The sequence below is a fragment of the Streptomyces sp. NPDC002680 genome (genome assembly GCF_042889145.1).
Lineage (GTDB): Bacteria > Actinomycetota > Actinomycetes > Streptomycetales > Streptomycetaceae > Streptomyces > Streptomyces adonidis.
In genome coordinates this window covers 297,626-314,235 of the sequence record NZ_JBIAQP010000006.1, presented here as the reverse complement: position 1 = coordinate 314,235, position 16,610 = coordinate 297,626, and the positions used below count along the sequence as shown (strand labels likewise).

The 16,610-nt window shown below is 71.6% G+C and carries 13 protein-coding genes, 1 tRNA gene and 1 riboswitch; of the genes, 7 read left to right on the top strand and 7 right to left on the bottom strand.

From position 1 onward, the window contains the following. Positions 1-25 precede the first annotated feature (25 nt). From ACFYXF_RS18445 to ACFYXF_RS18425, 5 genes are all read left to right on the top strand, one after another. A complete protein-coding gene (locus tag ACFYXF_RS18445) occupies positions 26-1,765 on the top strand; it encodes an FAD-dependent oxidoreductase (protein WP_389350634.1) in 1,740 nt (579 codons plus the stop codon). A gap of 23 nt (positions 1,766-1,788) precedes the next feature. Next, positions 1,789-2,688: an intradiol ring-cleavage dioxygenase gene (locus tag ACFYXF_RS18440; protein ID WP_389350633.1), complete on the top strand. Its 900-nt coding sequence runs from the start codon at positions 1,789-1,791 to the stop codon at positions 2,686-2,688. Continuing rightward, positions 2,685-3,764 carry a maleylacetate reductase gene (locus ACFYXF_RS18435; protein WP_389350632.1) on the top strand — a complete coding sequence of 360 codons (1,080 nt, stop codon included), beginning with the start codon at positions 2,685-2,687 and terminating at the stop codon, positions 3,762-3,764. The genes ACFYXF_RS18440 and ACFYXF_RS18435 overlap by 4 nt, the downstream gene beginning before the upstream one ends. Positions 3,765-3,857: 93 nt before the next feature. Continuing rightward, the gene (locus tag ACFYXF_RS18430) at positions 3,858-4,769 is read left to right on the top strand and encodes a YceI family protein (protein ID WP_389350631.1); all 912 of its coding nucleotides are present in this window, start codon (positions 3,858-3,860) and stop codon (positions 4,767-4,769) included. 125 nt (positions 4,770-4,894) lie between these two features. Further along, the gene (locus ACFYXF_RS18425) at positions 4,895-5,662 is read left to right on the top strand and encodes an NPP1 family protein (protein ID WP_389350630.1); all 768 of its coding nucleotides are present in this window, start codon (positions 4,895-4,897) and stop codon (positions 5,660-5,662) included. 12 nt (positions 5,663-5,674) lie between these two features. Here the strand turns inward: ACFYXF_RS18425 and ACFYXF_RS18420 are convergent, their stop codons facing one another. Next, positions 5,675-6,175: an excalibur calcium-binding domain-containing protein gene (locus tag ACFYXF_RS18420; protein WP_389350629.1), complete on the bottom strand. Its 501-nt coding sequence runs from the start codon at positions 6,173-6,175 to the stop codon at positions 5,675-5,677. Between the two features lie 168 nt (positions 6,176-6,343). Between ACFYXF_RS18420 and ACFYXF_RS18415 the strand changes: the two genes are divergently transcribed. Continuing rightward, positions 6,344-6,417 (top strand) — tRNA-Pro (locus ACFYXF_RS18415). 205 nt (positions 6,418-6,622) lie between these two features. Here the strand turns inward: ACFYXF_RS18415 and ACFYXF_RS18410 are convergent. The 6 genes from ACFYXF_RS18410 to ACFYXF_RS18385 all read right to left on the bottom strand — a co-directional run bounded on the left by ACFYXF_RS18410 (position 6,623) and on the right by ACFYXF_RS18385 (position 13,208). Beyond that, on the bottom strand, positions 6,623-7,657 hold the full coding sequence (locus tag ACFYXF_RS18410; protein ID WP_389350628.1) for an LLM class flavin-dependent oxidoreductase: 1,035 nt from the start codon (positions 7,655-7,657) through the stop codon (positions 6,623-6,625). A gap of 13 nt (positions 7,658-7,670) precedes the next feature. Beyond that, positions 7,671-9,350 (bottom strand): dipeptide ABC transporter ATP-binding protein, encoded by a 1,680-nt coding sequence (locus tag ACFYXF_RS18405; RefSeq protein ID WP_389350627.1) that lies wholly within the window; start codon positions 9,348-9,350, stop codon positions 7,671-7,673. Then, complete coding sequence (locus ACFYXF_RS18400) at positions 9,347-10,300, bottom strand: ABC transporter permease (RefSeq protein WP_389350626.1); 954 nt, start codon at positions 10,298-10,300, stop codon at positions 9,347-9,349. Before ACFYXF_RS18400 ends, ACFYXF_RS18405 begins: the two co-directional genes overlap by 4 nt. Continuing rightward, positions 10,297-11,256, bottom strand: a complete 960-nt coding sequence (locus ACFYXF_RS18395) for an ABC transporter permease (protein ID WP_389350625.1) — start codon at positions 11,254-11,256, stop codon at positions 10,297-10,299. Before ACFYXF_RS18395 ends, ACFYXF_RS18400 begins: the two co-directional genes overlap by 4 nt. Positions 11,257-11,259: 3 nt before the next feature. Beyond that, on the bottom strand, positions 11,260-12,879 hold the full coding sequence (locus ACFYXF_RS18390; RefSeq protein ID WP_389350624.1) for an ABC transporter substrate-binding protein: 1,620 nt from the start codon (positions 12,877-12,879) through the stop codon (positions 11,260-11,262). 212 nt (positions 12,880-13,091) lie between these two features. Continuing rightward, on the bottom strand, positions 13,092-13,208 hold the full coding sequence (locus tag ACFYXF_RS18385; RefSeq protein ID WP_389350623.1) for a putative leader peptide: 117 nt from the start codon (positions 13,206-13,208) through the stop codon (positions 13,092-13,094). A gap of 34 nt (positions 13,209-13,242) precedes the next feature. Beyond that, a riboswitch (SAM riboswitch) is annotated at positions 13,243-13,356 on the bottom strand. Positions 13,357-13,634: 278 nt separating this feature from the next. Here ACFYXF_RS18385 and ACFYXF_RS18380 point away from each other — a divergent pair. Continuing rightward, complete coding sequence (locus tag ACFYXF_RS18380; protein WP_389350622.1) at positions 13,635-16,499, top strand: AAA family ATPase; 2,865 nt, start codon at positions 13,635-13,637, stop codon at positions 16,497-16,499. Positions 16,500-16,610: the final 111 nt, after the last annotated feature.

Genomic DNA, 16,610 nt, shown 5'->3' with positions numbered 1-16,610 from the left:
CCGTCCGGAACCTGGAGCGTCTCCCGTGCACACCGTTGTCGACACCGACGTACTGATCGTGGGCAGCGGCCCGGCCGGGGCGTCGGCCGCGCTCGCGCTCAGCACCTACGGCGTGCCCAACATCGTCGTCACCCGGTACGCGAGCCTCGCCGACACGCCCCGCGCGCACATCACCAACCAGCGCACGATGGAGGTCCTGCGCGACCTCGGTGTCGAGGAGGACGTGATCGCCAAGGCCACGCCCCAGCACCTGATGGGCAACACGACCTTCTGCACCAGTCTGGCCGGCGAGGAACTGGGCCGGGTCCGCTCCTGGGGCAACGACCCGCTCGTCCAGGCCGCGCACGAACTGGCCAGCCCCACCCGCATGTGCGACATGCCGCAGCATCTGATGGAGCCGGTCCTCGTCGACGCGGCCGTCGCACGCGGTACCCGACTCCGCTTCCAGACCGAGTATCTGACGCACACTCAGGACGCCTCCGGCGTCACGGCCACCGTCCGCGACCGGCTGCGCGGCGACACGTACGAGATCCGCGCCCGCTATCTGATCGGTGCCGACGGCGGCCGTTCCAAGGTCGCCGAGGACGCCGGACTGCCCATGGGCGGCCAGATGGGCGTCGCGGGCAGCATCAACATCGTCTTCGACGCGGATCTCAGCGCGTACACGGCCCATCGCCCCTCCACCCTCTACTGGGTCCTCGCCCCCGGCGCCACCGTCGGCGGCATCGGCGCGGGCCTGGTCCGCAACGTCCGCCCCTGGAACGAGTGGATGATCGTCTGGGGCTACGACGTGACCGCCGGCGCCCCCGACCTCACCACCGAGTACGCCGAGTCGATCGTCCGCAGACTCGTCGGCGACGACGACATCCCCGTGACCATCAAGTCGTCCTCGGCCTGGACGGTCAACGAGATGTACGCCGAGACCTACGCGAACGGGCGTGTCTTCTGTGCCGGCGACGCCGTCCACCGGCACCCGCCGTCCAACGGGCTCGGCTCGAACACCTCCGTCCAGGACGCCTACAACCTGGCCTGGAAGCTGAAACTGGTCCTCGACGGGGTCGCCACCCCCGCGCTGCTCGACACCTACACCGCCGAACGCGCCCCCGTCGGCAAGCAGATCGTCACTCGCGCCAACAGGTCCATCGCCGAGACCGCCCCGATCTTCGAGGCGCTCGACGGGCTCTCCCCGCAGACCCCCGAGGAGCTGTGGGCCAACATCGCCGCCCGCAAGGACGCCACCGGGGCCGCTGCCGACCAGCGCGCCCGGCTGCGCGAGGCGATCGCCGCCAAGGTGTACGAGTTCAACGCCCACGGGGTCGACCTCAACCAGCGCTACGAGTCCGCCGCGATCGTCCCCGATGGCACCCCCGACCCCGGCTTCGCCCGCGACCCCGAGCTGCACCACCAGCCCTCCACCCGCCCCGGCGCGAAGCTCCCGCACGCCTGGCTCACCTCCGGCACCCGAACCCTGTCCACCCTCGACACCGTGGGCCGGGGCCGCTTCACCCTCCTCACCGGCATCGGCGGCGACGCCTGGGTCCGCGCGGCGAAGGCCCAGCCCCTCGACATCGCCACGGTCGTCGTCGGCCCCGGCCAGGAGTACGAGGACCCGTACGGCGACTGGGCCGGCCTCAGCGAGGTGTCCGACGCGGGCGTGCTCCTCGTACGCCCGGACGGGTTCGTCGCCTTCCGACACGCCGAAGCGGCCGAGAACGCCGAACAGTTGCTGACGGACGCGCTGCGGCAGATCCTCGGACATGCCTGACGGGACGGGACGAGGAGCACACGATGAGCACGGAGACCACCGGGACCGACACGGGTGAAGGCGTCGGATTCACGACCGCCGTCACCGAAGCGGTCGTCGACAGCATGAGCGGGACCGCGGACCCACGTCTGCGCGACCTGCTCACCGCCCTCACCCGGCACCTGCACGCCTTCGTGCGGGAGACCGAGCCGACGATGGCGGAGTGGGAGCGGGCCATCGGCTTCCTCACGGCCACCGGGCAGTCCTGCACCGACACCCGGCAGGAGTTCATCCTGCTGTCGGACGTCCTCGGCGTCTCGATGCTCGTGGAGACCCTCAACGGCCACCACGACCCGGGCGCCACCGAGTCGACCGTCCTCGGCCCCTTCCACATGACGGAGTCGCCGGTACGCGAACTCGGCGCCGACATCGACCTGGTGGGCACCGGCGAGCCCTGCGTGGTCAGCGGCCGCGTCCTCGACCGGGACGGAACTCCGCTGCCGGGCGCGGTACTCGACGTCTGGCAGGCCGACGCCGAGGGCTACTACGACGTCCAGCAACCGGACGTACAGCCACCAGGCAACGGCCGCGGACTCTTCACCGCGGATGCGGAGGGCCGCTTCTGGTTCCGCACGTGCGTGCCGAGCCCGTACCCGATCCCCACGGACGGCCCGGTCGGCGAACTCCTTCACGCCACCGGCCGCCACCCCTACCGCCCCGCCCACATCCACTTCATCGCCACGGCCGAGGGCCACGAGCCCGTCACCACCCACATCTTCGTCGCGGGCAGCGACTACCTCGACTCGGACGCCGTTTTCGCGGTCAAGGAGAGCCTCGTCCAGGACTTCACCGAGACCGACGACCCGTCCCTGGCCCGGGAGTTCGGCCTGCCGAACCCGTTCCGCCACGCACGCTTCGACCTCGTACTGGAGAAGAACTCGTGACCGGTGGACCGGACTTCGTGTACGAGGCCCAGCCGATGCGGGTCGTGCTGCGGGCCGGGGCCGCCGTGACCGCGACGGCCGGGGAGGCCGAACGGCTCGGTCTGCGGCGGCTGTTGGTGGTGTGCGGGGCACGCGGCAAGGACACCGCGCAGGCCGTCGCCGACTCGCTCGGACCCGCCTTGGCCGGACTGCACGACGAGGCGCGGATGCACGTACCCGTCGAAGTCGCCGACCGGGCCGTCGAAGTGGCGCTCGCGGCGGGCGCCGACGGGTGCGTCGCCGTCGGCGGCGGCTCCGCGATCGGGCTCGGGAAGGCGATCGCACTGCGCACTGGGCTGCCGCTGATCGCTGTGCCCTCCACCTACGCCGGCTCGGAGATGACCCCCGTCTGGGGCCTGACCGAGCACGGCGTGAAACGCACCGGCCGCGACCGGACCGTCCTCCCCCGCAGTGTGGTGTACGACCCCGAACTGACCCTCTCCCTGCCGGTCCCGCTCTCCGTCACCAGCGGCATCAACGCGATCGCGCACGCCGTCGAGGCCCTGTACGCCCCCGACACATCGCCGATCGTCTCCCTCATGGCGCGGGAGGGCGTACGGGCGATGGCCGAGGCGCTCCCGGACGTGGCCGCCGGCCCCGCGTCCCTCGACGCGCGCGGCCGGGCCCTGTACGGGGCGTGGCTGTGCGGATCCTGCCTGGGCGCCACCACCATGGGCCTGCACCACAAGCTGTGCCATGTCCTCGGCGGCACCTTCGGCCTGCCGCACGCCGAGACCCACACGGTTGTCCTGCCCTACGCTCTGGCCTACAACTCACCCGCCGCACCGGACGCGGCCGACGCCGTCGCCCGTGCCCTGGGCGGCGCGGCCGATGCCCCAACGGCCCTGTGGGAGCTGGCCGGACGCCTCGGCGCCCCGCGCTCCCTCGCCGAACTGGGTCTCGCCGAGGCCGACTTGACGGTGGCGGCGGACCAGGTCACCGGGCAGCCGTACGCCAACCCGCGCGAGGTCACGGCGCAGGGAGTGCTCGGGGTGCTGCGGGCGGCGTACGAGGGTGCGGCACCCGGGGCGATCTAGGGTCCGGGGCGATCCTGGGTCCGGTCCCGGGCCCGGACCGCCTGCCGCACGAGAGCAGAACGACGCACGAAGTCAGAGAGAAAAGGTGGACCCATGGCCCTCGCACTGTTCAGGCGCCTGCGCTCCAAAGGTGTCGCCGACCGCGCGGGCCTCTCCGTTCCCCTGCCGCCGGGTGCGGGCGCCCTCGGCTGTGAGGTCCTGGACCCGCTGGGTCAGCCGATGGGCGGCGCCGATGTGACCGTGTCGGCGGTCGACATCCACCATGTGATGGCGCGCGGTACGACGGACCCGTACGGCTTCTTCCTGGCGGTGCTGCCGCCGGGCCGCTACAGCCTGATGGTCGCCGCGGAGGGGCTGACGCCGCACCGCGAGACGGTCGAGGTCGTCGGCGACACCGTGCTCCCGACGGAGCGCGTCCAGCTGGAGCCGGCCCGTCAGCTGGACCTTCCGCTGCCCGGCACCTGGCTCTTCGATCCGCCGCACACGGCGATCCGGTTCATCGCCAAGCACGTCGGGATGGCGAACGTGCACGGCCGGTTCGAGCGGTTCGAGGGCGGTATCCAGGTGGCCCAGCAGATGACGGACTCCCGGGTGTCCGTCCGGATCGACGCGTCGAGCATCACCACGGGCAACAACACCCGGGACAACCACCTGCGGTCCGCCGACTTCCTCGACGTCGAGCGGTTCCCGTACATCGACTTCGTGAGTACGCGGTTCGCGTATCGCGGCGGCAGCAAGTGGACCTTGCAGGGCACGCTGACCATGCATGGGGTGAGCCGTTCGGTGGGGCTGGAGACCACCTACCTGGGCACGGTGAACGGCGGGTACGGCGAGGAGTTGCGCTGCGCGGCTCTCGCCAGGGCCGAGCTGCACCGGGAGGACTACACGCTCAACTGGCGTTCCATGCTGGCCCGGGGCATCGCGGTGGTCGGTCCGACCGTCCAACTGGAGCTGGACGTCCAGGCGATGTATCGGACGCACGACACACCCACGCCGCCGGAGTAGCGAACTCGGAGTGACCGATCGTCTGCTGTGCGCCCCTGAAGCTTTCCTTCCGAGTGACCCATCCGTGATATGGGCATGCCAATCTGGCCGAGCCCGCACCCCGGACGTCGATCAGGAGGCCCCCAGTGAAGAGACGTGTGCGCATCCGCAGAGCCTCGCTCGTCCTCGGCAGCGCGATCGCGCTGCTCGTCGCCTTTCCCGGCACCGCCCTCGCCGCCCCGCCCGCGGCCCTGCCGGCCAACGCGGACAGCACCGAGCAGACATACCAACCGGCCTACGACTACGACACGGACGGCTGCTACTCCACCCCCGCCATCGGCCCCACGGGCACCCTCAACGGCGGCCTCAACCCGACCGGCGCCCTCAACGGGTCGTGCCGGGACGCCTCCGACCTCGACAACACCAACGGCTACTCCCGCTACAAGTGCAACAACGGCTGGTGCGCGATCATCTACGGCCTCTACTTCGAGAAGGACCAGGCCCTCGCGGGCAGCAGCATCGGCGGGCACCGGCACGACTGGGAGCACGTGGTGGTGTGGGTGCAGAACAACGTGGCGCAGTACGTATCGACGTCCAACCACGGCAGTTTCAGCATCTACAACCGCAGCCAGGTCCGCTGGGACGGCACCCACCCCAAGATCGTTTACCACAAGGACGGCATCAGCACGCACTGCTTCCGCCTCGCGAACACCAACGACGAGCCGCCGGAGAACCACAAGGGGACCTGGCAGTTCCCGGCGCTGGTCGGCTGGAACGGCTACCCGTCGGGCATCCGTGACATCCTGACCTCCGCGAACTGGGGCAGCGCCAACTTCGGCCTCAAGGACGGGAGTTTCAACTCCCACCTGGCGGCGGCCATGCCGGCGGGCATCACCTTCGACCCCAACGCCTGACCCTCCCAGGGGTCACTCGCAGCCGACCCCGTCGCCGTCCCGGTCGAGATGCCGTCCGTAACCCGGATCGCCGACACGCACCGGGGCGGCACCGGCCGCGCGGGCCGCGGAGCAGTTGGCGTAGTACACGCTCTCGTCACCGGATCCGGATCCGTCGTCGGAGCCGGCACCCGTGCCGGTGTCCGTGTCGGTGTCGGTGTCGGCCGCCGGTTCGGCCGTGACGGTCCTGGTCGCCAACACCGTGACCGTCGGGGCCGGTTCGGGTGCGGCCGTCTCGGTGACGGTGACCGTCGTGGTCGCCGTGGCCGTGACGGTGGCGGTCGGTTGTGGGTCGGCGGACACCGGCTCCTTGCCGTCGTCGCTCGTGCCGATGCCGACACCGATGAAGAGCGCCAGCCCGAGGGCGGGCAGGACGAATCTCTTGCGGGCCCATCTCGGGCTCTGCCGGTCCGGCACGGGACCCGGTATCGGAGCCGGTCGCGGAGTGCCGGGAGTGTTGTACGGGTTGCTCATGATCGTCCCCCTGGTCTGTGTTTCAGGTGGGACGACGGTAGTGCGGTGGATGAGCCGTTAAGGGGCCCTTGATGTGTCGGTGACCGTTCCGTGACCGCTCGGAGGCAGGGCGGGTGTGCGGTAGGGTTTGTCTGTGCGATCACGCGGGGCAACCGTGGGTCGACGCACCGGGACGTGGCGCAGCTTGGTAGCGCACTTGACTGGGGGTCAAGGGGTCGCAGGTTCAAATCCTGTCGTCCCGACTCGTGAGAGTCGCAGGTGAGGGCCGGTTTCGGAAGGATCCGAAACCGGCCCTCACCTTTGCGGTCAGCAGGGCCAGATGGCGGAAGTGGTCCTGTGAGTGACTGCCATCGGTGCTGATCTGCTGGTCGTTGAGGACCAGGCGTTTGACCGAAAGAAGTCCCGGCGGACCGAGAAGTTGCCGGACCGCGGGTTCCGGCTGCGGGCTCATCGGGCCGCCTCCTGAACTGCCGAGGAACGCCGGCCGAGTTCGGGCGCGATCAGCTGTCGTACGTCGTGCAGGATCTGTTCGTACTCCTCCCGGTGGAACTCGTACGGCAGTTCCAGGCGCAGCTCGGACACCTCGGCGACGACCGGATCGGCCGTGAGCTGTTCGAGGATCTGCTCGGCGGTGCCCACGACGTCCGGGGCGAACAGGACGCGCTTCGGGCCCTGGGGCGCGAGGGTCCGTTCGTGGCGGCTCGCCGCGTAGGCGCGGTAACGGGCCCGGGTCGACGCGTCCGCGCTGTCCAGCGGCACGATCACCCGGCCCAGGGCCACCCGTGGCGCACGGTCCCCGGAGAGCGTGCGCCGGTACTCGGAGAGCAGGTTCAGCTGGGCCGTCGTGAAGTCGTCGGTGTTCTCGCCGGTGACGATGTTGCCGGACAGCAGGGCGAGGCCGTTCTCGGCGGCCCAGCGGACCGACCGCAGGCTTCCCCCGCCGTACCAGATGCGGTGCGCCAGGCCGGGGCTGTGCGGTTGGAGGCGGGGCCGCTGGACGTTGCCCGGCGAGTGGATGACCGCGTCCGGGCCGCCGAGGTAGTCGCCGCGCAGGTTGTCGACGACCCGGGTGATCCGGCCGTACGACAGGTCGAAGCCGCGCCAGTCCCCGTCGTACACCAGGTCGCCGAGCAGGTCGGCGTGCGGCATCCCGGTGCTGAAGCCGATCTGGAGCCGGCCCCGGGACAGGACGTCGGCCAGCGCCAGATCCTCCGCCAGGCGGAACGGGCTCTCGTAGCCGATCGGGATGACCGCGGTGCCGAGTTCGATGCGCTCGGTGCGCTGGCCGGCCGCGGCGAGGAACACGGCCGCCGAGCCGACACCGTGTTCGAGGTGACGCTGCCGGATCCAGGCCCCGTCGTAGCCCAACCGTTCGCCGTACTCGAAGAGTTGGAGCGTCTCCTCCAATCCGGTGTACGGGTCGTCGTCGGCGAAGTTGCCCGGGGTGAGAAAGGCCAGTGAGGTGATGGTGGGAGTGCTCATACAACCCTGCTTCTCAATTCGTGGTGGTCTCGGCGGGGGAGGGGACGCGTCCGCCGGGGATCGCCGCGAGCAGCTCGCGGGTGTACTCGTGGCGGGGGCGGGTGAACAGCTCCGCCGGCGGGCCCGTCTCGACCACGCGGCCGGACCGCATGACGGCGACCTGGTGCGCGATCTGGCGTACGACGGCCAGGTCGTGCGAGATGAACAGGTACGCCACGCCCGTGTCCGCCTGCAACTCGGCCAGCAGGTCGAGGACTTGGGACTGCACGGACACGTCGAGCGCGGAGACCGGCTCGTCGCACACCACCAGGTCGGGGGAGAGCGCGAGGGCGCGGGCGATGGCCACGCGCTGGCGTTGTCCGCCCGACAGCTCCGCCGGGCGGCGTTCCAGCGTCGACGCCGGGAGCGCGACCCGGTCGAGCAGTTCGGCGGCCCGGGCGAGCCGCGAGGCGCGGTCGCCGACCTTGAACGCCCGCAACGGCTCGGTGATCACCTCGCCGATGGAGAAGCGCGGGTCGAGGGACGCGTACGGGTTCTGGTAGACGAGCTGGGCGCGGCGGCGCAGCAGTCTCGCCCGGGCGCCCTTCGCGGCGGTGACGTCGGTGCCGTCGAACAGGATCCGTCCGGCGGTGGCGTCGGCGAGGCGGAGCACCAGGCGCGCGGTGGTGGACTTGCCCGAGCCCGACTCGCCGACCAGGGCGAGGGTCTGGCCGCGGTGGAGGCTGAAGCTGACGCCGTCCACCGCGCGCAGGGTACGGTCCGTGTTCCCGGCGCGCGGCAGCCTGAACTCCTTGACCAGGTCGCGTACTTCGACCAGGGGAGCCGCCTCCTCGACCGGTGCGGCGGAGGCAGGAGTCCGGGAGCGGGCCGTGGCCAGGCTCGGGGCGCTGGCCAACAGCCGCCGTGTGTACTCGTGTTGGGGGTCGGCCAGCACGGTACGGGTCTCACCCGCCTCGACCACCCTGCCCCGCTCCATGACCACCAGCCGCTGGGAACGGTCGGCGGCCACCCCGAGGTCATGGGTGACCAGCAGGATCGCCGTGCCCAACTCCTCGGTGAGATGCTGGAGATGGTCGAGGATGACGCGCTGCACGGTCACATCGAGCGCGCTGGTCGGCTCGTCGGCGACGATCAGCCTGGGCTTCGCCGCGATGGCGATGGCGATCAGCACCCGTTGCCGCATACCGCCGGACAGTTCGTGCGGATACTGCCGGGCGCGGACGGCCGCGTCGGGCAGCCCGGCCCGGTCCAGCACGGCGACCGCCTCGACGGCGGCCGTACGACGGGTCGCCAGACCGTGGATGCGCAGCACCTCGGCGACCTGCTCACCGATCCGCTTCACCGGGTTGAGCGAGACCGTCGGATCCTGCGGGACCAGCCCTATCTGCGCGCCGCGCACGGTGCGCAGCTCCGCCTCCGACAGTGTGGCGAGGTCGTGGCGGCCGAAGCGGACCGAGCCCGCGTCGACGGTGCCGTTCGCCGCGAGCAGCCGGGTGACGGCGTGCGCCGTGGTGCTCTTGCCGGAGCCGGACTCGCCGACCACGGCGGTCACTTCTCCGGGCCAGACCTCGAGGTCCACGCCCCGGACCGCCGGTACCGTGCCGCCGCGGGTGCGGTAAGACACGGACAGGCCGCGGATCTCCAGCAGTGGTGCGGTCACGTCCTCACCGTTCTCGTCGTCATGTGTCGTCATCGCCGGGACCATTCGCCGTCCAGCGCCCGGGCGATGCGGTTGGTGGCCAGCACGGTCGCGGCGATGGCCAGACCGGGCAGCGCGGTCAACCACCAGGCGTTCGCCAGGTAGTTGCGGCCGTCCGAGATCAACGTTCCCCATTCCGGGGCCGGTGGCGGCGCGCCGTAGCCGAGGAAGCTGAGCGCCGAGACGGCCAGGATCGAGGCGCCGAAGTCCAGCGTGGCCAGGACGATCACCGGACCGGCCGCGTTGGGCAGGACATGGCGTCCCAGCACCGAGTACCAGCGGGCCCCGCTCGCGCGGGACGCCTCGACGAACACCGCCTGCCTTACCCGCAGCACCTCGGCGCGCGCCACCCGGGCGAACGAGGCGACGCTCGCGACACCCACCGCGATCGCCACCTTCACCGTGCCGTACCCGAGTGCGGTGACGAGGGCCAGCGACAGGAACAGCGCGGGGATGGAGAGGAGGACGTCGACGAACCGCATCAGCACGTCGTCCACCCAGCGGCCCACGAACCCGGCGACCACACCCAGCAGACCGCCGACCACGAACGCGACCAGGACCGCGATGATCGTGGCCTTGAGGGAGAGCTGGGCGCCGTGCACCACGCGGGAGAACACATCGCGGCCCAGTTCGTCCGTACCGAACCAGTGACTGCCGCTCGGGCCACGGAAGTTCTCGGACGGCACCCCCTTCAACGGGTCCTGCGAGGCGAACAGGTCGGGCCAGAACGAGGCCAGCACCACCAGTACGACCACGACGGCCGACAGCAGCAGACCGGGGCGGCGCACCAGGAACCGCAGCGCCTGCCGTACGTCGGTACGGCGGCGGTGGCCCGGGTCCGTCGGGGATCCCGTCCCGGCCGGGCGGGCGAGACCGGGGGCGGACCCGGAAGCGCCGGCCCGGTCGTCGACGTCGTTGACGTCGTCGGCAAGACTCTGACTCATGCGAAGCTCGCCCCCCTGTCCGAAGCAACCACGATCCGCGGGTCGAGGAGCGGATAGACGAGGTCGACGAGGAGATTCGTCGCCACGAAGATCAGCGCCCCGAACACCACCACCCCCTGGACCAGCGGGATGTCCTGCGCGGTGACCGCCGCCGCCGTCACCCGGCCCAGGCCGTCGCGGGAGAACACCGTCTCGACGACCACCGAACCGGCGACCAGCTGCCCGACCAGCAGGCCCACGACCGTCAGCGCGGGCAGCGACGCGTTGCGCAGCGCGTGCCGCAGATGCACCCGCCACCTGCCCGCGCCCTTGGCCCGCGCGGTCTCCACATAGGCCTGGTCCAGCGCCGTGAGCAGGCTCTTGGCCAGCACCTGGGCGACCAGCGCGCCGGTCGGGATCGCCAGCGTCAGGGCCGGCAGCACCAGCCCCTGGACCCCGTCGTTGCCGAACGCCGGGAACCACCGCAGCCGGAACGAGAACAACTCGACGAGCAGCAGCCCCACCCAGAACGTCGGGACCGACACCCCGAGCGGGGGCAGCGACAGCAGGAGCTGCCGCAGCCACCGCTGCGAGGTGTACGTCGCCGCCACCGCGAGCCCGCCGCCGAGCAGCACCGCCAACAGCAGTGCGGCACCGGTCAGTTGAAGCGTCTGCGGCAGTGCGTCGGCCAGCGTGGAGGTCACCGGGCGGCCCGTGGAGACCGTGTCGCCGAAGTCCCCGCGCACCGCCCGCCCGAGATAGTCGGCGTACTGCGCCAGCACCGGCTTGTCGAAGCCGTACTGGTGCCGCAGCGCCGCGAGCCGGGCCGGGTCGACGTCCCCCGAGTCCATCCCGGCGCCGGCCATCGCGGTGACCGGGTCACCGGGCAGGAAGTTCAGCACCAGGAACGACACCGTGTACGCCGCCCACAGCACCCCGACCGCCTGCGCCAGCCGCTTGATCACATACCGCCGCACGAGTCAGCCGATCCAGGTGTCGTGCAGCTGGATACGGCTGCCCGAGTCGAAGGCGAGACCGTGCACCTTCTTGGACAGGCCCAGCTGGGTCTGGAGCTCCACCACCGGCACGTTGTACGCGTTCTCCACGATCGACTTCTGTGCCTCGGCGACGAGTTGCTCGCGCTTGGCGCTGTCCGTGGTCGCGGCCTGCCCGGCCAGCGTCGTGTCCAGCGAACTGGCCGGCAGACGGTAGAAGTTGGCCAGCTTGCTGGAGAAGGAGCTGCGCAGGATGTCGGGGTCGGCGCGGGTCACGTTGCTCCACACCAGGTCGAAGTCACCACCCTGGAGCGTGGTGGCGAACTGGCTGACCTGGCCCTGCTTGAGCACCACGTCGATCCCGACGTCCTTCAGCTGCTGCTGGACCAGTTCCAGCGCGGGCTGGTTGGTGGCGGCGTTGGGGAACCAGGCGATGGTCAGGCTCAGCTTCTTGCCGTCCTTGGCGCGGATGCCGTCGCCGCCCGCCTTCCAACCGGCCTCGTCGAGCAGGGACTTGGCCTTGGCCGTGTCGAGGGCGAGGTCGGCGGAGAGGTCCGTGTAGTCGGGCGTCGTGTGCGCCAGGACGCTGGTCGCCGGCTGGGTGCCGGTCGGGAACACGGTGTCGGCTATCTGCTTGCGGTCGACGGCGGCCGAGATCGCCTGACGCACCTTGGCGTCCTTGAACACGGGCCGGGAGTTGTTGACCCCCAGGCCGAACACCACACCGGGGTTGGCCCGGCGCAGCAGCGTGACCTGACCGCCGCCCAGCGCCGCCTCGTTGGCCTTGCCGACGCTGCTGATCGCGTCCACCTGCCCGGACTGGAGACTGCCGGCCCGCACCCCCGCCTCGGGCACGACCTTGAACACCAGCTTGTCCAGATAGGCCTCGCCCTTCTTGGACCACAGCGCGGAGCCCCAGTCGTACCCGGTGCGCTTGACCAGGGTGATCGACTGGTTCTGCACATACTGCTTCAGCACGAACGGCCCGGACCCGATCGCGCCCTCGCTGCACTTCTGCTGCGGGGACTTCTTCACGCTCGCCGACGACTCGATGCCCAGCGAGTGGGTCGAAGTCGCCTGCAGGAACTGCGCGTTGGGCTCCTTGAAGGTCACCTTCACGGTGAGCGGGTCCACCACGGTGGTGCTCTCGACGCTGCTCAGATAACCCTGGGGGAGGCTCCCCAGCGCGCCGAGCTTCGGCACCGCGTCGAAGTTGTCCTTGACGACCTGCGCGGTCAGCTTCGACCCGTCGCTGAAGGTGACGCCCGACCGCAGATGGAACGTGAACTGCGTCGCGTCGGCGTTGATGTCCCAGCTCTTGGCGAGCCACGGCACGATCTTGCCGGTCTCGGGGTCCTGGTCGGTCAGGGAGTCCACGGTCTGGCGTACCGAGTAGATGCTCTCGTTGCTGCCGGACTGCTGCGGGTCCACGCAGCCCGCGTCGGAACTCACCGCGAAGGTCAGGGTGCCGCCGGACCTCGGTTTGCCGCTGCCGCCGGCGGAGTCGTCACCGCCCGACCCGCAGGCGGTCAGCAGAACACTGGTGGTCAGCAGGGCCGCCAAGGGCGCCCAACGGGAGAGTCTGAAATCCGGGAGTGCTGTCACGGAGGGTTTCTCCTACTCGTATCACCAGGCACGGGGTGTCATGGGAGGCACGGCCGCGCATGGGCGTGCGGCCCCGGCCGGATCGGCACCGGCCGCAGGGGAGCGCTGTACAGACAGGTGGTCAGGGGGAGGCGACACCGGGAGCGGTGGCATGGGAAAGCGCGAAGAGGCGTCGGCCGGTGACGGACGTCAACCGGCGCGGGCCGGGCTCGTCAGGGTCGACAGAGGCAGCTGGTCGAGCGCTTCAGATCGATGTGGCGTCGGCGCGAGAGCCGGGAGAACGGCGTGGCGTCGGCGAAGGAGGCGGGCAGGTCACCGCTGTGCCGCATACCGGTCCTCCCCGTCTCCGGCCCCGGTCACGGGGCCACGCGCTTGCGGGAGTCATCGGTGATCCCGCCGGGCTTTCACCTGGAGCACCCCACCGCGCGGGAGGGTTGCCGGTCAGCGAGCCAGGGCTTGACGCTGACACTCAATGCCGGACGCGATGCTACGGAGCGGTCTTGTCGTACGTCAATGGCGGAATGGGGCATCCAGGCCGAGAAGGCGGGGTTGTCTCACGTACCGGGACGCGTGGTGGACATCCACCACATCGACGTCGAGGGCGCCCCCTCGCCTTCGAGACTTTCAAGGGCCCCGGATCGTGCCCCACCCACCCCAGGTGCGACACGGACCTCATTGACAAGCCGAAACCGCCAAGGTTGTCATGGGCACATGATCCAGTGCCCCGCGACCAGCCGTACCCGGGCGAATCGCCCGTGACCGGTCGCCGCGAGCTGCTCGACGCCGCCCGAGCAGCGCTGACGGTCCGGCACGGAGTGCTCCTGCACGGCCCCGAGGGCATCGGGAAGTCCACGCTCGTGGCCGCCCTCATGGCGTCCCCGTCCGGAACAGTCCTGTACTGCTCGCCCGCTCCGGAGGACGTCCGGCTCCCGTTCGGCGGTCTCGTCGACCTGTTCGCCCGGGTGCCGGAGAGCTGCCTGGAGGCGCTGCGGCCCGAACCCGGGGCGGCACTGCGGGCGGCCCTGCTCCTCGACCGCGAACCGGCCGACGACCGGAGCCGTCTCACGGTGCGCGTCGCCGTCCTCGAAGTACTGCGCGCCCTCGCCGCCGCAGGCCCCGTACTCCTCGTCGTCGACGGTCTCCAGTGGCTCGACGAGCCGACCGCCGACGTGCTCGCCTTCGCCGTACGCCGTGTCCAGGGCCTCGGCATACGGATGGTGGCCGCCGAACGCGTCGCCGACGGCGAGCAGCCCGAACGGCTGCGCTGCTGCCCGCCGGACACCCTCGAACTCCCCGTACCGCCGCTCGACGACGACGAGACGGCCCACCTCGTGCGCACCGCCGTCGGCGCCGATCTGCCACCGGCCGTCCTGCGGGCGATCCAGGACACCGCCGCCGGAAACCCCTCGTACGCACGGGAGTTGGCGCGAGCCGCCCCGCGTGACCCCGGGCCCCTCGGCCGCCCGCTGCCCGTACCCCGAAGACTCCGCCTCCAACTCCTCGCCCCGACGCACTCGTTGCCGCAGCCCGCTCGCCACACCCTCCTCGTTACAAGCGCCGCCGACGACCCCACCCTCACCCTCCTGCGAGCCGCCGGTCTCCCCGACCCCGTCGCGGACCTCGCGGAGACCGAACGGCTCGGCATCGCGACGGCCGGCGCCGACGGCACCGTACGGTTCCGGCATCCACTGCTCCGGGCCGCCGTCTACGCCGACGCACCGGAGTACGGCCGCCGCGAGGCGCACGCCCTGCTGGCCCGCGCGGTCACCGAGCCCGTGGAGCGGGCCCGCCATCTCGCCCTCGCCCACCCGTACGAGGACGAGACCACCACCCGCGCGCTGATGTCCGCGGCCGAGGTCGTACGCCGCGACGGCACCCCCGACGCCGCCTTCGAGCTGGCCGGTCTCGCCGCCCTGCGCACTCCCGCCGACCACCCCGAGGACCGCGCCGACCGGCTGCTCGCCGCGGCCGAATACGCCTGTGACGGCGGCCTGTCGGAGGAGGCGGGCCACGCGGCCGGAACCGTGCTCGCGGGGTCGGGTTCCGCACGGCAGCGGGCGCGGGCCCGGGTGATCCTGCTGCGCAACGCAGGGCAGGCTCTGGAGGGCACCCGAGACCTGATCGAGGAGGGCCTGCGGGACGCGGCCGGCGATCCGCAGGCGGAGGCCTGGCTGCACTACTGGGCGGCTGTACGAGGGCTGCTGTGCGGGGAGTTGGCGGAGGCGGCCCGGCATGCCCGGCGCGCCGCCCGGCAGGCGGCCCTGGCCGGTGACACGGACACCGGGATCGGGGCGCTCGCCACCCTCGCCCGGGTGCTGTCCCTGGCCGGGGAGCCGGTCGCCGCCGACGCGGCCCTGGAGGAGGCGCTCGCGTCGGCGGGCGGCGCCGACGCAGGGCCTGACAGCTGGGGACTGATCCGGATGCGGGCGATCCTCGCCCTGGACTCCGACAAGGTCACCGAGGCGGGGGAGCGGGTCACCCGACTCCTCGCGGAGATCGGCGAGTTCGCCGGGGTCGAGGAGACCGTGGCGACCCTCGTCGCGCTGACCCGGATCCAGGTGCGCGCCGGACACTGCGAGGAGGCTCTGCGCACTGCCGCCCGCTGCTCGCGCACCCTGACCGGGACGGGCGTACAGACCGCCCCCGCGCTGTACGCGGCGGCCCTCGCCGCGACCGCCGGTGGCACCGCGGAGGAGGCCCGGCACCTCGCCGAACAGGCGGTACGGGCCTCCGAGGCGGACGGCGACCGGCTGTTCCTGCTGCGCGCGCTCGCGGTGCTCGGCCAGGCCCAGCTGCTCGACGGCGACCCACGGGGTGCCGCTGCCGCCGTCGAGACACTTCAACGCGTCAAGCAGCTGGGCGAGGCGATGTGCGCGGCCGACCCGCCGCTGCTGCACTGGTACGCGGACCTGGCCGAGGCTTTGGTCGTCCTGGGCGAGACGGACGCGGCCGGGGCCGTCCTCCACGATGCCCGTACCCGGGTGCCCCGCGATGCGCCCGGGAGCGTACTCGCGGCTCTGGAGCGGGCGGAGGGGCTGCGGGAGGCGGCGCTCGGCCGGGCGAAGGAGGGGGCGGTCCGGCTGCGTACCGCCGTGGACCGGCTGTGCCGACTCCCCTTGCCCGTCGAGCTGGTGCGCGCCCTGATCGCCCTCGGCACGGTCGAACGCCGTGCACGGCACCGGAGTTCGGCGCGCACGGTCCTCCGTGAGGCGGCGGAGACCGCGACCCGGATCGGCGCCGCTCCCCTCGCGGCACGCGCCCGGGTCGAGCTGGCGCGGCTGGACGCCGGGGACCGCAGCGGTGAGGCGGGCGGACCCGAACTCACCCCCACGGAGGCCCGGATCGCCGAACTCGTCGGCGGCGGGGCCACCAACAGGGAAGTCGCCGCACGGCTGTTCATCAGCGTCAAGACGGTCGAGGGCGCCCTCTCGCGGGTCTACCGCAAGCTCGGGGTCCGCTCGCGCACCGCGCTGGCCCACGCGATGGCGGTCGCCGTCCTCGCCTCCGGGGCCGCCGTGGGATACGGCGACGACGACCAAGCGGGGCCCGTGGCACAGGAAGTGACGGTGAGTCAGCCGGGGCGGCTGCGGGTGTCCCGCTCACTCGACACACGCCGTTGACGTGACATGTGCAGTTAACACGGAGAGCAAGGGTTCCCCCGCTTATGGGGGAGGGGCCGCCGTTCCTACGGTGAAGCCGTTCCGCTTCAGGGACAGCCACCCCCCACTCCT